Below are 13806 nucleotides of genomic sequence, written 5' to 3'. Positions count from 1 at the left end.
GAAAAAACAAGTTATTGTGCGACCACCGCACAATCCTGCAGAGAAATTCCATCCTCTTTTCTTTTGAGCTCTCGATCTAGCTCACCCAGTAACTCCCGCACACGGTCAGACACCGCCAGAGGAACTTCTACTTGAATGATCACAACTAACGCTCCCCGCCCTCTTCTATCTAGCTGAGGGATTCCACGATTTTCAATGGTAAACAAAGTGCCTGGTTGCGTCCCCGGAGGAAGCGAGAAAGAGAAGCTCGACTCCCCAGTCTGCTCGAGCACGGGAACTTGAATCTGAGCCCCTAGGGTGGCTTCTGCGTAAGAGACAGGGACACGCACAATCAGATCAACCCCATCCCGTTCAAACGTTGGGTCCTCTTCTACTTCCACTTGGATATAGAGATCGCCTGCTGTCCTTCCATCCGACTCTTTCCCCCCTTGACCCGGAATGCGCAATCTCTGTCCCGAATCGATCCCAGCAGGGAAAGATACCATCACACTAGATGATCTTTCCGTCACCCCACCCCCTTCGCAAACCGCACAGGTCTCTGTGATCATCGCCCCTTGACCCTGACATCTGGAGCAAGTACTGGTAAACATCACAAACCCACGGCTGCTGGAGACCTGACCCGCCCCTTGGCACGTGCTGCACATTTCCATCGATGTGCCATCCTTCGCACCCGTCCCTTTACAAGAAACGCACCGACTGGGAATGCGGACATTGACTTCTCGTTTGCATCCAAATGCCGCCTCTCGCAATGAAAGGCGAACTTCGGTTTGGAGAGCAGCCCCCCGTCTTGAAGAGCTCCCACTTCTCCCTCCCGAGAAAAGCTCATCAAACAAATCTTGCATATGGGAGAAAACATCGACATCACCCACATCAAAACCACCCCCTTCAAGGCCTTGATGTCCAAATCGATCATAAATCCTACGCGTATTTTCGTTCGAAAGTACTTGGTATGCTTCATTCACTTCTTTAAAACGAGCTTCAGCCATCGGAACCCCCGGATTCCGATCGGGATGATGCTTCAATGCTTCTCGCTTATAAGCACGCCTGATCCCTTCAGGAGAAACCGTCCGATGACATCCGAGTACTTCATAAAAACAACGTTTTTCCGAGGAACTAGACATTAACCATTTCCTCTCCTAGAAACTGATCCTTTATTTTGCTTATTGTATAGCTTCTCCCCTCTCCTCTTCTTGTACTACTTAAAAGAAGCATGAGGAAACCTTTTAGAGAAGATATTTTTTACCATAATTCAAGAAATGGAAGTGTCAATGCATCCTTGCATCGCGATACAGCATTCTTCCCCAATGCGCTCCCCCCCGATGAGTCCACCCAGGTAAATCTATCCACTCCGTACAGCTACCTCAATCAATCGATCCAACAAACATATCACTCCACGCATCGCTTGATCCCAGGCTCAGGATCGTTGGCCACAATGGCCCTCACTTCATCATTCATCAAAGCACTATTCCAAAGCATCAGCTCTTCAATCGAACCCTCAAGCACATGACTTCCATTTGGATGGGCCCCTACCATCAACGGCAATGTTAGGCATATCCACTCGCATTGGAATGTTAGTTCGATTCGCATTCTCCCCCTTGAAAACGCCATTAATACAGAGTTGACACGTTTCTCCAACTTTAAAAACACACGCGATGTGAATCACTGCTCCCAGAGCCAAATCTTTATCTGCCTTAATAAATCTAGACCTAACATTGAAATTGATCATGTTGTTGTAATGAAGGATAAGATAGTAACCTTGACTCTCATTATTCATTGCTCACTGCATCAACAACATGGCGAACACCTCTCGCGTCGCAGGCAAGACATGGACTTTTAGATAGAAGTCAACACTAAATGCCTGATCATTCACTTGGCCCCATTCTACAGTGGGCGTCGCAGGAGCAGCTGTGACCAACTGTTGATGGCTTGGCTCTCGTATCCTTGTAGCAAGGAAGCCAACCCCAAATTGAAGGGCTTCAAACCACGAGGTTTGTGGAGTCAACTCCGTGATCATACTTCTATTCCAAAATAGCAGCATCTATTCCACCCTTTGACGCTCAAGACTCCCTTGTTTAGGATGATCCCTACGACATCCAGGCAAGTAATAAACAATATGCAAGTCGATCAGGACATGGCCAGGAACTCCCTCTTTATTACGATATCCCTTCTCCTTCTGTCCCCCAGACCCATCCGCGATGAAGTCAGCGTCATGATTCTCCTTAGGAACAATAAAATTCCTGTCTTATCAGGTACTGCCTTATCAAACGATCTTCGTTATCTTTAAAGATAACGTCATATTCATGCCATCTCCTTGTAAATCGCGAACTATTACAGGCATCGCTTGGCATCAGAGGCGTCGCCTTAGCTACAAATTGCTGCACTTCGTCGTTCGTTAAGGCAGCGTTCCAAGGCCACACTTCCCCCATGCCCCCTTCCAGACCATTTCTTCCACTGACGTTCGCTCCGATCAAAAGCCCCCTCACACCAAATAGAAGGCTATAAAAAGGGCCTGCTTGGGGTGGGGTCTGGCGTTTATCCGTCTCTTCCCCTTGCAGAACCCCATCGAGGTAGGTTTTCTGCGTCTTCCCACCTTGAAAACAATTGCAGCATGAAAAAGGTCCCTGAAGGGAGCGTCAAAGGACTGGAGTGGATTTTATGATTCCGGACGGAAAAGACCAACACACTATTCTCAAAGCCAACTCCATAACCCACTGCCGTCTGCTTGGGACCGGACTAACGGCTCAAGAAGACAACTTCATCCACTGCATCATGGACCTTTGCATAAAAATCGATGCGGAATGCCTACTCACTGATCTGTTCTCCCACTTTTAGATTGGAAGGGCTAACACAAATAAGGCGTGTACGCGGTGGATCCAGATCAGGACCAGGAGAGAACCCCACACCCCACTTAATAGTGGGTAACCCAGCTTGGAGCCAGAGCCAGTGGATTTGTGTTTTTACCGCAAAAGGTGGCCTCCCCCCCTCCTTCAGCTTTGAGACTCCACTGCGTGGGGTCACAGCGTCATAACCTGGCAGGTAATAGAAAACTCATGGATCCAAAGGGATCGTACAAGGTTGAACCTCATTTTTAGGGACAAAGTGGCCATCTTGTAGAGAAGCACTAGGATTAGAAGGAGAAGCATCAGATCCATTCCTCCCTCCATCGACCATATCGTCCGTTGTAGAAGAACCATCCGTTGCAGCAGAGCCATCCGGATGATTATAATGGGACTGCTCTGTTCCTCCCCCTCCACAGCAGGTGATCCAGGGAATGGTGGCGATTGCATTTCATTTCACCATTAAGAATTTCTTTATCAAGATTCCTCCCCCTCTTTACTCGGAATCCAAAGACTAAGATTTTCTTTTGTTAAACCCGTCACTTCTTTCCTGTCAATTTTTCATCCCATTTGGTCGATGACCGTTCTTTCCTCCGTTCAGCTGTCTGAAAACCCCTGTGGGGCAGGCAGGGCAATGACTCCTATCCCTCTCGATTCAATGTTCTCTGTTGTTGTAGCTTCATTAATTCCGTCTCCAGCTCTGCTATTTTCTACTGATTGGCCTGTAATTTCCCTTCTCGACAAGCGTATTGAAAAGCCCACCCATCCACCTCCGCACGAAGTTGCTTGATCTCTCTTTTCTGCCCCTCGAGCCTGTGAAGAAGCTCTCGTATCCTCGATTGGCTACTTGTCTCATCCAATTCGAGCGAACGAATTTGAATGATGGTGTAAGGTTCAAGAGGCAATACACAGTCACTGCCAATCCCTATCAATCCTTCAGGAGGAGGGGAGAATTCAATCAACTGCGCATGGAAAGCGACAGAAGAAGTCTTCCCTTCTTATCCCAGTATCGCCAATACAACCCATAGAAAGGGAGCTACCCTACCATCTATACACAAGAGAACTGCGCGGAAATCACTTCATACATTTCTTCACACCCCATCCATAGATGAGCAGGAAGAAGGCTCTTGAGAAGCATTGGGCAGATAGGGGGCATATAGTCCAACTGTCCCTTCCTGCCCCACCAACTGACGCAACTGGTGAATCATATCTAGATGAGTTGGGACCTCCATGATATTCAGGGATGAGCACCACATCAAAAATGCTTTGCGTTCGTGCCAGTTCCCCTACAGACAGCACACATACACTCAATGAAAAGGATGAAGAAAGAGAGGGGAAGCTTTTTCGAATCCTCCCAGGCTGAGGATCATAACAACACACCCACCGAACACCGCAACGAAGCAACTTCTCTCCGAATCCAGGGTTAAATCTTCTGTACTGCGACATGCTAATCGCTTACCAAATGTTCCACATAAAGGCTCAGCATATGAGGCAGATAAATAAAGAGGGAGCATCTAAGAGGAAGGGACTTTCATACCACCGCTCACAGATAGCTTTGTGTTGTACAAGAATGTCAGAAAAGAAATGGGAAAGAACCAAAATAATCACTTCATAAGGGGCTTAATCTCTATCTAAACTTCCTCGCTCCTTGTCAATCGCATAGAACCCATGCATGATTGGACACTTTCATTTATGAGCTATTACCTATGCTGAACTCTGCCCAAACCCAAGCCGTAGAGCATCATCATGGACCCCTCCTCGTCCTTGCAGTAGCTGGATCGGGCAAAACACGCATTTTGACTCACCGGATCGCTCGTCTTCTGGAATATGGAATACCCCCCCACGCGATCCTCGCATTGACTTTCACCAACAAAGCAGCCTATGAAATGCGTGAGAGAATCGGGCAACTACTCCGCAGTCGAGAGGATCAAAAGTCATTGGCTGCAATGACCATTAGCACGTTTCACGCATTTGGGATGCAAGTCCTCCGAACAGAGTGTAACCGAGAGGGAAAACCTTTTACCATTTTTGATCAAGGGGACGTTCTCAGTACCCTTAAAGATTTACTGAGAAACACCAAGCTATCTCTCGATCCTTCTCTTATCGCAGCGAGAATTTCCCTGGCAAAGAATGCGTTTCTTTCCCCTTCTGAATTGCCAGACAGTGGAGTTGACGTTTATGAGGAAACGACCAAGCTCCTTTTTCCACGCTATCAAACAGCTCTACGCAATTTTGGCGCTTACGACTTTGATGATTTGGTATGCGAAACAGTCCGTATGTGGCAGCATCGACCGGATCTCTTAGCCTTCTGGCAGGAGCGATTTCGTTTTATTTTAGTTGATGAATATCAAGATACCAATCGCTCTCAATTCAAAATGCTCCACCTCCTCGCTCAGCATCACCAAAATCTGTGTGCTGTAGGCGATGATGATCAATCGATTTATGGGTGGAGAGGCGCAAACATCAACAATATCTTGGACTTTGAAACCCACTTTCCAAGGACGTTGGTTGTTAAATTAGAACAGAACTATCGATCCTCCCCTGCGATCATTGCAGTTGCCAACGCGATTATCGCTCAGCGGAAAGATACTCGCCATCATAAAATCCTATTCACCCAACGCCTTGAAGGGGAACCGGTCCAATGCATTGTAGCGCCCTCTCCTGAAGCAGAAGCGCGTTTTATAGCGGAAGAAATCCAACGCTTTCGGGACAAGGGAGAGAAGCCGGCCCAGATTGCAGTTCTTTACCGCTCGAACAATCAATCAAGGCAAGTAGAAGAGACATTGCGCGAGCTGTCGATCCCCTACCGTATATTAGGAGGACAAAAATTTTTCGAGCGCAAGGAAGTCAAAGATTTGCTAGCTTATATGAAGCTTGCGCTTGCGCCTTCGGATGAAATCAGCTTGCGCCGCGTGATCAACTATCCAACCCGTGGACTTGGCGAAGCCAACCTGGAGAAGCTCTCGCTCTTCGCGCTGATCAAAGGCTGGTCCCTCATGCAAGCAGTTTCTCGTGCCGCTGCGATCCCCACACTCTCCTCAAGTGCGCGTCAAGGATGTGAAGACTTCCTAACCATTATCCGTGAGACGCAGGAGCAGCTCCATCTTAACTCCCACCCCCCTAGCCATATTCTCCGCAATCTTGCAAATCGCATTGAGCTTAAAAAGGATTTATTCCTCCACTGTGCGCCTCAAGTCGCTGCACGGCGATGGAAACATGTGGAGAACTTATTTCACATTTTCGAAAAGCGAGAACAGGCTCTGTCATCCTCTGCTCCATCAGCCAGGCAGCCTCCGATGAACTTACTTGCCTTCGTCCATGCGCTCACACTCGATTTTCCTGACGAGGAGGAAGACCATGCAGATAAAGTCACCCTCTCTACACTCCACGCATCGAAAGGGTTGGAGTTCAACGTCGTTTTCCTGATCGGCTGTGAGGAAGGACTTCTCCCCCATTCACGAGTTGTTGACACCCCTTCATCCTGTCCTACTATCCCAAATATCGAAGAAGAACGCAGGCTCTTTTATGTGGGGGTAACGCGAGCTCGGTCGCACCTTTTCATTTCCAGAGCAAAGCAGAGGATGTTGCGCAACCGCGCGATCCCCAAGATGCCAAGCCGATTTCTACAAGATCTCCCTTCTAGCTTCGTCATCACAAGAGAAATCGATACGCATGATCCCTCTCACCCAATCCATCACCATATCCATGCATCAGAATTGCTTGATCTACTCAATCAATTATGAGCAGCATCAGACGGTTCTTCGATTGACGATTAAATAGAGCTCATCCCGCCAGGAGCAACCTCACCTTTAGCAGGAAGCACACGCGTTCCATTCACCTCATCGATATGGCCACGGGTATTCTCATCATCGACCGTAAAGAGGAAAAACACTCCCAAGAATAAGAAGGCCAAAACAAAAATAATCGTATTAAAGAGACGATCGTGGGTTAAATGCATAAAGAAAGCAGCTACAAGCGATGCCTTCATCGTAGCGATGAGCATAGCGATCAAAACGTTGGCCTCTCCAAAATTGTAATAGGAGACCTTGACTGTAACAATCGTCAACAGCACTAACGCAGCGAAAACTCCTACATAAAAGCGAACTGAAGCTATATGGCCATCAGAGGAGGAAGCTAATGCGCGAGATGAATGTACCGATAAACGAGGATGTTCCATGCTCAACCTATTCAATGAGATAAAGAAGTGGGAAAAGATAGATCCAAACCAAATCCACAAGGTGCCAATAAAGAGCCCCTATGTCCACAGCTGTAAAGTAATTCCGATCAAAATCGCCCCGAATATTTCTCCGTAAAACCCAAATCAGAATCCCCATTCCGATCAGCACATGAAGACCATGTAAGCCAGTCATCATAAAATAGAGACCGAAGAACATACTGGCACGCGCAGGCAAGGACTCATACCAATGCGCTGTTTGATTCAAATCAAAATACGGATGGCCGAAATAGTGGCCCGGTAGAAGACCCTCGTGAACCTTATGGGAATACTCCATGCATTTGATCCCCAAAAAGATACATGCGCATAGAAGCGTGATCACCAAATAGAGAGAGGTCTTCGAACGTTCTCCCACTTGAGCGGAACGGACCGCAAGTGCCGCTGTCAAACTGCTCAAGAGCAGAACCACCGTGTTCGTCACCCCAAAGGTCTTATCTAAACAATGGTGAGCAGCAACAAATACCGAAGTCTCATGAGAGCGATAGAGAGCATAAGCAACAAACAGCCCACCGAGCATCAGCACTTCAGTAACGATGAAAACCCACATTCCCAGCTTTGCTGCATCAAACTGCTGAAAGGGGGTATCAAAATGATGAGCTAACCATTTTGGGTGTTCGTGAGCATGTTCACCTTGGGTGGGAGGCATTGAAGAAGAGGCGACTGCTTCATAATTTGCCATCGGTCTACGGATCCTTTTGCTTCAAGTGCTCAAAAATGGTTCTGAGCTTGTTTCAGATATTCCAGTCTCGTGTTATCCTTCAGAAGGCGTAGAGGAGGGGCGAAGCGCTTCTGGGAATCCATCAAACACTTCTTCCTTAGATGCTAGGTGATAATCGTAAGGCCCTCGCGTGATCGTAGGCGTCACAGGAAAGTTTTGTACGATCGGAGGAGACGCTGTCTGCCATTCAAGAGCAGCCGATCCCCATGGATTTGGAGGGGCCTTCTTCCCTTTCCATAGAGATTGAAGCAACGCATACAGCGTGATCAAAAGACCCAAGCCTAAGACCCATGAACCCACTGTCGAAACACGATGAAGCCCTTCAAACCGTGGTAAATAATCATAGTAGCGGCGTGGCATCCCTCGAGCCCCCAACACAAATTGACTCAAAAATGTGATGTTGAAACCAACGAATACAAAGGCAAACCCTATTTTCGTAAGCAGCTCACTGTAGAGTTTCCCTATCATCTTAGGCCACCAGTACATCACCCCCGCTAAAAGGGCGATCACGGTACCCCCCACCATCGTGTAGTGGAAGTGAGCAACAACAAAGTAAGTATCATGCAGGTGAACGTCCACTGCAAGCGTCCCTAAGAAGAGACCGGTAAGACCTCCAATAGCAAACAAAGAGATGAACGAAAGAGCATACAGCATCGGTGTGGTCAACCGAATCGACCCTTTGTAAAGGGTCGCGAGCCAGTTGAAAATCTTCACTCCCGAAGGGATAGCCACCAAGAACGTCAAGGCGGAGAAGAGCATCGTTGCGAATTCGCTTATGCCTGCAGTGAACATATGATGTGCCCACACCAAAAAGCCCAAGAGAGCTAGGGCGAGAGAACTCATAGCAATCGCAAAGTAACCAAAAATAGCACGTCGGGAGAAGGTAGCGATCACTTCGCTGATAACTCCCATCGCCGGCACAATCATGATGTAAACCGCCGGATGGGAGTAAAACCAAAAAAAGTGCTGAAAGAGAAGCGGATCGCCACCTAAGCGGGGATCAAAGATGCCCAATCCAAACACACGCTCGAAGATCAACAAAACCAACGTGATTGCTAGAACTGGCGTAGCCAAAATCTGAATCACACTGGTTGCATAGAGCGCCCATACGAAAAGTGGGAGACGCCTCCAAGTAAGCCCTGGAGCCCGCAATTTATGCACCGTCACGATAAAATTGAGGCCTGTCAAAATTGATGAGAACCCCAGAATAAAGGCGCCTGTTAAGATAGAAATCACAGCAACAGAAGCTGCCGGATCCTGGAGGCTATAGGGGGTGTAGAACGTCCATCCGGTGTCTACCGATCCCGCAATAATGCTTACCACCGCAAAGATAGCCCCAAACACGTAAATCCATATCGACAGCAGATTTAATTTGGGGAAAGCCACATCTTTTGCCCCTACCTGAATGGGGAGAAGAAAGTTCCCTAACGATCCTGGGATGGATGGAATGATAAAAAGAAAGACCATCACAGCCCCATGGAGGGTGAAAATCTTATTGTACATCGGACCACTCATGAGAGTGGAGCCTCTCGAAAAGAGCTCGAGTCGAATCAGCAGGGCAAAAATTCCACCTAACAGAAAGGAAGAAGAAATCGCGATCAGATACATCAATCCAATGCGTTTATGGTCCACTGTAAAAAGCCAAGAGCGAAAACCCCGCTTGGCAACAAGGTAGTTGGTATTAAGCTCATCCTTCATATGATTGTAACCTCATTTCAAGGTCTTCATAAACTCAATGATTGCATCTATTTCTTGATCTTGAAGGATCCCTTGATAAGTAGGCATCACCGGCCCGAATCCCTTCACGATCTTCGCTTGCGGCTTTAAGATAGACTCCCGAACGTAATTCTCTTCTACCACAACTTGCTCGCCATTGTTCAGAACTTCGTGACGGTTCCATATGTTTTTCCAAGTCGGACCTGCCGCTTCAGAACCATCTAGAGAATGGCACTGCTTACAATTTTTGGTTTCATACAGACGCGCACCCCACTGAGCCGGAGTTTCTCCCAGCTTCGGCACTACGGAATCACGCAGGAATTGCTCATAATCACTCTGAGGCAGAACCTTCAACTTCGTCAACATCGACCAATGCCCTGAGACTTTGTCTCCGACACCACGGCCTCCACAGTACTCTGCGCAGAAAACATCTGTCTCTTTGATCTCGTTCGCATCAAACCAAAGAGCCGTATACATCCCTGGAACAGCGTCTTTCTTGATACGAAGCTCAGGAATGAAGAGAGAATGGATCACATCCGCTGAAGAGATAATCAATTTAATCGGCTTGCTGACTGGGACCTTCAGCTCTTCGCTGTGCGCTCCATTAGGATATTCAAAGTCCCATCCCCATTGAAAAGCGCGGACCCGTACCTCGATGGCATCTGGAGGGACAACTGCCAACTTTAGGTAGGTTCGAAATCCCCAATGGAAGAGCACCACAAGGATAAAGAGAGGTGCAATCATCCACGACATCTCGAGAAGCATATTATGCCCTGTGGGGACCGCCTCAACTCCAGGCCTACATCGATATTTCCAAACGAAGTAGAATAAAAGCCCCATAATCAGAGCGAAAAGAACAACGCTAAGCCAAAAGATAAAGAAATAGAGGTCGTCTACTTCTGCCGCATAAGACGACAACTGCGAAGGCATTTGACTAAAAGGACTCGCACTCACGATAAACCCAATTGATAAAAAAGAATCATAGAGATGCCTCTTTGGAAGCTAATCATTTTGTTCTCGCGCTCGCCCGCATTTCTTTAATCCAGAAAAACCCTAACATACCTCCCAACAACACAACTGTAACACATCCCCCTAATTTCATTACGTTTAAGGCAACAAGAGCATAATGGCTCCCTTTCGGATCGTAATGATAACAGTAAAGCAGAAGCTTTTCGACTGTAGAAATCGATCGGCCTTCAGAGGCCTCCAATAGTCCAATGCGCAGGTCTGTCGGCTTGTACTCGATCCCATAAAGATAACGAGCGATCTTCCCTTCCGGCGTCAGCAAGAAAGCAGCTGCGGGATGAGCATATTGTTTCTGCTCAGAATCATAGCGGAAATAGAATCCAGCTGCATCGGAAACCCGGTGAATATTGGTCTCGTCGCCGACTAAAAAATGCCACCCTTCCTGTTTCCCTCGCGAACCGTAAGAAAATAGGACCTGCTCCCGCTTTTGAGAGGCAAGCGCGGGCGTATCCTGAGGATCAATACTGATGACAATTACATCGAATTGCTCCCCCACCGACCAAGGGATTCCACGCAACCCCTTGTTGACAGCATCCAGCACAAACGTGCACAACATTGGACAGGTATGGTAAGCAAATACAAGAACGGAAGCTTTATGCTCTCTGAACAGATCGCCCAATTGAACGGTAGTCCCATTCTGATCCACAAACTGAGCTTCCCGTGGAAGCGTCTGCCCTAAATGTTCAACGACATCTACCTTTTCAAAATCAGGTACAGGAACATTGATCTGACTCTTAGCAGAACTTATCCATAGGAGCGCTCCAAAAAAAACAATAGCCTTGATGTTAACCCATCTAGCCATCTAGGCTCCTTTAAGAAGAATGTGTTCCTGACTCAAAAGAAAGACCCTGGGGAGGGTTCGAGTCTTTGTTAGACACATCATCGTGATTCTCTTTCATATCCGCTGATTCTTTAGAACAGCAAGGACATGCTCCAAGAGGAGGAGAAATCGGTACAGTAGGCTTTTGCATCCAGCCTGTCATGGGTGCCATATCATCCGAAGGCTCAGGGGCAATTTGCTCTCCCCATTCCAATCGAGGAAGCTGACTGACCTTCTGAATTGCTTGTTGAATCGTTAGAGGCGCTTCATGGATCTCCTTGGCCTGCTGCTCCCTTATTTTAAGAAGCTCTTGAGGAGGAGAATAGGTCATTTTATGCCGAATTTCGGTATCTACCCAGGTCTGAAAATAATAAATAAGTCCGAAACGAATACATGCGAGGATAAAGATAGAAACAAGAGCAACTTTAACAATCGTTTTATTCCGTGGTTCTGTGGATTCAGTAGCCATAACGCCTCTCCTTCATACCCGATGATGGAGCGCTCGTTCGAGGCGAGGATCCCCGGTAGGAATTAAAGAGTAATTTGTCATTGCATGAAAGACAACTGCGAAATAAGCCCCCGCAACCGCAGCAAAGCAGGCTAGATCAAGCCAATGAGGAGCCAATGCACCCAAACCGTAATGAGGGAGCACAATCCAGTAGAGCTCTAACCAATGCATCACGAGAATCACTACAGCTCCTAGTCCCAACACCGACAACTTGCGTTTCGTACTGCGGGAAAGAAGAAGAGCAAAAGGAATCACAAAGTGCCCCAGAACAATCGCCCAGCTGATATTTTTCCAAGATCCTTGAGCTGCATCCCAACGAGCGTGAAAAAAGACGACTTCTTCAGGAAGATTAGAATACCAAATCAAAAAGAATTGGGAGAAGGCGATATAGGCCCAAAATACCAAAAATCCAAACTGAAGCTTCCCTAAATCATGAAAGTGCTCCACTGTGACAGCAGATCCCAATAAATTTGCTTTTCTCAGCAAAAGCAAGGTCAAGATCACTACCGCCAGCGAAGAGACCACACTGCCCGCAAAAATGTAGACACCCCACATGGTAGAGTACCACATTGGTTCCAACGACATCAGCCAATCAATCCCAGCAAAAGTCAATGTAATTCCAAAGAGAACAGTTGCCGGAGGGGCAAGCTTTTGAGCTGCTACCGTAGGAGCAAACTGCTTCGTCTGATCTTGCTGCACAGAAAGCTTGAAGAACCGAATACCCAGCCAAGCCCATGCCAATAAATATAAGGCAGCTCGAACAAGGAAAAAAGGATAATTCAAATAAGGGAGTTTTTTAGCCAAAACATGAGCATGTTCCTCTTCATAGGCTTTACTGAGAGCACTATGACCATGAAAGGCACTTTCTTCTCCCGCCAACACTTCATCTCCTTGAGACAATCCAGGATGGGCATCTTCCTCCAACACATGAGAATTTTCATGCTCTTCTGAAGAAGAGTGCGAGAGCCAAGGATAAAGTGGAGCTGCAACCAACAAAAGAGGAAGCGCTAGAATAATAAAAACCCGAAGACCATAGGCAAAAAATTCAGCCGTTCTTCGAACTGTCACACTCCAATACGCTTTGGTGAGATGTTGGATAACCACAAAAAAGAGAGCTCCAAGCGCCAAAGTCAAGACACTATATAGAGCGAACAGATAAGAATACATAAACCGCTTGGTATAGGTAACTAATCCAAAAGCAGCGCTCATCCCTCCAACGCCTGCAATTCCAGCAGCAATTTTCCAAACTTTAGACCATGTGTGATCAGGGGCAATGCGGTATGAATCAGGTGTAAGAGCGTCCACCGCGTGATGTGAAGAGTTCATGGCTGATGCTCTCCTTTATCTGTCGAAGCGAGAGAAAGCTGAAGTGCCCGCACATAATGGACCACAGCCCAACGCTGAGAGACAGTCAGTTTTGATCCATATTCAGGCATCGTTCGGACTCCATGAGAGATAGTCGCATAAAGCTGTCCATCAGGCGCATGACGGAGACGTTCTTCGCGAAAGCTTGGGGGTTTGTTAAGACCTCGGCTCACGATGATACCATCCCCTTCCCCATTGATCCCATGACAGGGGGTACAATAGCGAGCAAATCGATCCTGCCCCACCTTAACTGCTTTTTCCGATCCCCCCAGTCGCTCCATCACTGCAGTCGGGATTGCAAGCACATATCCAGAATCATCTTCAAGTCTCCCCCGCAAAACTTCTGGATCGTCAACCTCCTGCTCCCTCGAAATGGTCCCCTCCACAGGAGTTCTCATCGTTCGATGATCAGGGAAGAAATGACTATACGACTGAGCATTATAACGAGGCTGGCTCCACATGTTCCGAACCAGCAGAGCCGGAGGCTCTTCTGACGTCTGCCCACGACATCCCATCCCCTGCAAAGCAAGAAGTAGTCCCCCTTGGGCCAAGAGACTGCACGCTTTCCTCAAGTCTTTCACG

General features: G+C 47.5%; 14 protein-coding genes. 1 reads left to right on the top strand and 13 read right to left on the bottom strand.

The window, feature by feature from the left end; genetic code table 11:
* Positions 1–11: 11 nt before the first annotated feature.
* From dnaJ to BCY86_RS01245, 5 genes are all read right to left on the bottom strand, one after another.
* Positions 12–1121 (bottom strand): molecular chaperone DnaJ, encoded by a 1110-nt coding sequence (gene dnaJ, locus BCY86_RS01270; protein ID WP_075276104.1) that lies wholly within the window; start codon positions 1119–1121, stop codon positions 12–14.
* A 265-nt stretch (positions 1122–1386) separates the two neighbouring features.
* A complete protein-coding gene (locus tag BCY86_RS09545; RefSeq protein ID WP_156864974.1) occupies positions 1387–1587 on the bottom strand; it encodes a hypothetical protein in 201 nt (66 codons plus the stop codon).
* A gap of 190 nt (positions 1588–1777) precedes the next feature.
* Positions 1778–2038: a hypothetical protein gene (locus BCY86_RS01260; RefSeq protein WP_075276102.1), complete on the bottom strand. Its 261-nt coding sequence runs from the start codon at positions 2036–2038 to the stop codon at positions 1778–1780.
* Between the two features lie 764 nt (positions 2039–2802).
* Positions 2803–3018 (bottom strand): hypothetical protein, encoded by a 216-nt coding sequence (locus BCY86_RS09540; RefSeq protein ID WP_156864973.1) that lies wholly within the window; start codon positions 3016–3018, stop codon positions 2803–2805.
* Between the two features lie 529 nt (positions 3019–3547).
* On the bottom strand, positions 3548–3799 hold the full coding sequence (locus BCY86_RS01245) for a hypothetical protein (protein WP_075276099.1): 252 nt from the start codon (positions 3797–3799) through the stop codon (positions 3548–3550).
* Between the two features lie 744 nt (positions 3800–4543).
* Between BCY86_RS01245 and BCY86_RS01235 the strand changes: the two genes are divergently transcribed.
* On the top strand, positions 4544–6580 hold the full coding sequence (locus BCY86_RS01235) for an ATP-dependent helicase (RefSeq protein WP_075276097.1): 2037 nt from the start codon (positions 4544–4546) through the stop codon (positions 6578–6580).
* Between the two features lie 29 nt (positions 6581–6609).
* On the opposite strand, the gene BCY86_RS01230 is transcribed toward BCY86_RS01235, so the two are convergent.
* The 8 genes from BCY86_RS01230 to BCY86_RS01195 all read right to left on the bottom strand — a co-directional run bounded on the left by BCY86_RS01230 (position 6610) and on the right by BCY86_RS01195 (position 13805).
* Complete coding sequence (locus BCY86_RS01230) at positions 6610–7014, bottom strand: cytochrome C oxidase subunit IV family protein (RefSeq protein WP_075276096.1); 405 nt, start codon at positions 7012–7014, stop codon at positions 6610–6612.
* Between the two features lie 7 nt (positions 7015–7021).
* Positions 7022–7750, bottom strand: coding sequence for a cytochrome c oxidase subunit 3 family protein (locus tag BCY86_RS01225; protein WP_083604098.1), 729 nt, complete (start codon positions 7748–7750; stop codon positions 7022–7024).
* 72 nt (positions 7751–7822) lie between these two features.
* The gene (gene ctaD / locus BCY86_RS01220; RefSeq protein WP_075276095.1) at positions 7823–9487 is read right to left on the bottom strand and encodes a cytochrome c oxidase subunit I; all 1665 of its coding nucleotides are present in this window, start codon (positions 9485–9487) and stop codon (positions 7823–7825) included.
* 12 nt (positions 9488–9499) lie between these two features.
* Positions 9500–10435 carry a cytochrome c oxidase subunit II gene (gene coxB, locus BCY86_RS01215; RefSeq protein ID WP_075277496.1) on the bottom strand — a complete coding sequence of 312 codons (936 nt, stop codon included), beginning with the start codon at positions 10433–10435 and terminating at the stop codon, positions 9500–9502.
* A 76-nt stretch (positions 10436–10511) separates the two neighbouring features.
* Complete coding sequence (locus BCY86_RS01210) at positions 10512–11333, bottom strand: SCO family protein (RefSeq protein WP_075276094.1); 822 nt, start codon at positions 11331–11333, stop codon at positions 10512–10514.
* A gap of 10 nt (positions 11334–11343) precedes the next feature.
* Positions 11344–11820, bottom strand: coding sequence for a hypothetical protein (locus BCY86_RS01205; protein WP_075276093.1), 477 nt, complete (start codon positions 11818–11820; stop codon positions 11344–11346).
* A 12-nt stretch (positions 11821–11832) separates the two neighbouring features.
* On the bottom strand, positions 11833–13185 hold the full coding sequence (locus BCY86_RS01200) for a hypothetical protein (RefSeq protein ID WP_075276092.1): 1353 nt from the start codon (positions 13183–13185) through the stop codon (positions 11833–11835).
* Entirely contained in the window at positions 13182–13805 is a 624-nt protein-coding gene (locus tag BCY86_RS01195) for a c-type cytochrome (protein WP_083604096.1), read from the bottom strand. Before BCY86_RS01195 ends, BCY86_RS01200 begins: the two co-directional genes overlap by 4 nt.
* Position 13806 lies beyond the last annotated feature (1 nt).

Source organism: Pajaroellobacter abortibovis (genome assembly GCF_001931505.1).
Lineage (GTDB): Bacteria > Myxococcota_A > Polyangia > Polyangiales > Polyangiaceae > Pajaroellobacter > Pajaroellobacter abortibovis.
Note: the sequence above shows the minus strand (reverse complement) of the source record. Positions and strands in the feature narration are given on the sequence as shown.

What these genes read in the sequence shown, in the direction of transcription:
- BCY86_RS01230 (WP_075276096.1), bottom strand. Translation starts at nt 7,014, where the DNA reads ATGGAACATCCTCGTTTATCGGTACATTCATCTCGCGCATTAGCTTCC.
- BCY86_RS01200 (WP_075276092.1), bottom strand. Translation starts at nt 13,185, where the DNA reads ATGAACTCTTCACATCACGCGGTGGACGCTCTTACACCTGATTCATAC.
- BCY86_RS09545 (WP_156864974.1), bottom strand. Translation starts at nt 1,587, where the DNA reads ATGCGAATCGAACTAACATTCCAATGCGAGTGGATATGCCTAACATTG.
- ctaD (WP_075276095.1), bottom strand. Translation starts at nt 9,487, where the DNA reads ATGAAGGATGAGCTTAATACCAACTACCTTGTTGCCAAGCGGGGTTTT.
- dnaJ (WP_075276104.1), bottom strand. Translation starts at nt 1,121, where the DNA reads ATGTCTAGTTCCTCGGAAAAACGTTGTTTTTATGAAGTACTCGGATGT.
- coxB (WP_075277496.1), bottom strand. Translation starts at nt 10,435, where the DNA reads ATGCCTTCGCAGTTGTCGTCTTATGCGGCAGAAGTAGACGACCTCTAT.
- BCY86_RS01260 (WP_075276102.1), bottom strand. Translation starts at nt 2,038, where the DNA reads ATGCTGCTATTTTGGAATAGAAGTATGATCACGGAGTTGACTCCACAA.
- BCY86_RS01225 (WP_083604098.1), bottom strand. Translation starts at nt 7,750, where the DNA reads ATGGCAAATTATGAAGCAGTCGCCTCTTCTTCAATGCCTCCCACCCAA.
- BCY86_RS01205 (WP_075276093.1), bottom strand. Translation starts at nt 11,820, where the DNA reads ATGGCTACTGAATCCACAGAACCACGGAATAAAACGATTGTTAAAGTT.
- BCY86_RS01235 (WP_075276097.1), top strand. Translation starts at nt 4,544, where the DNA reads ATGCTGAACTCTGCCCAAACCCAAGCCGTAGAGCATCATCATGGACCC.
- BCY86_RS01210 (WP_075276094.1), bottom strand. Translation starts at nt 11,333, where the DNA reads ATGGCTAGATGGGTTAACATCAAGGCTATTGTTTTTTTTGGAGCGCTC.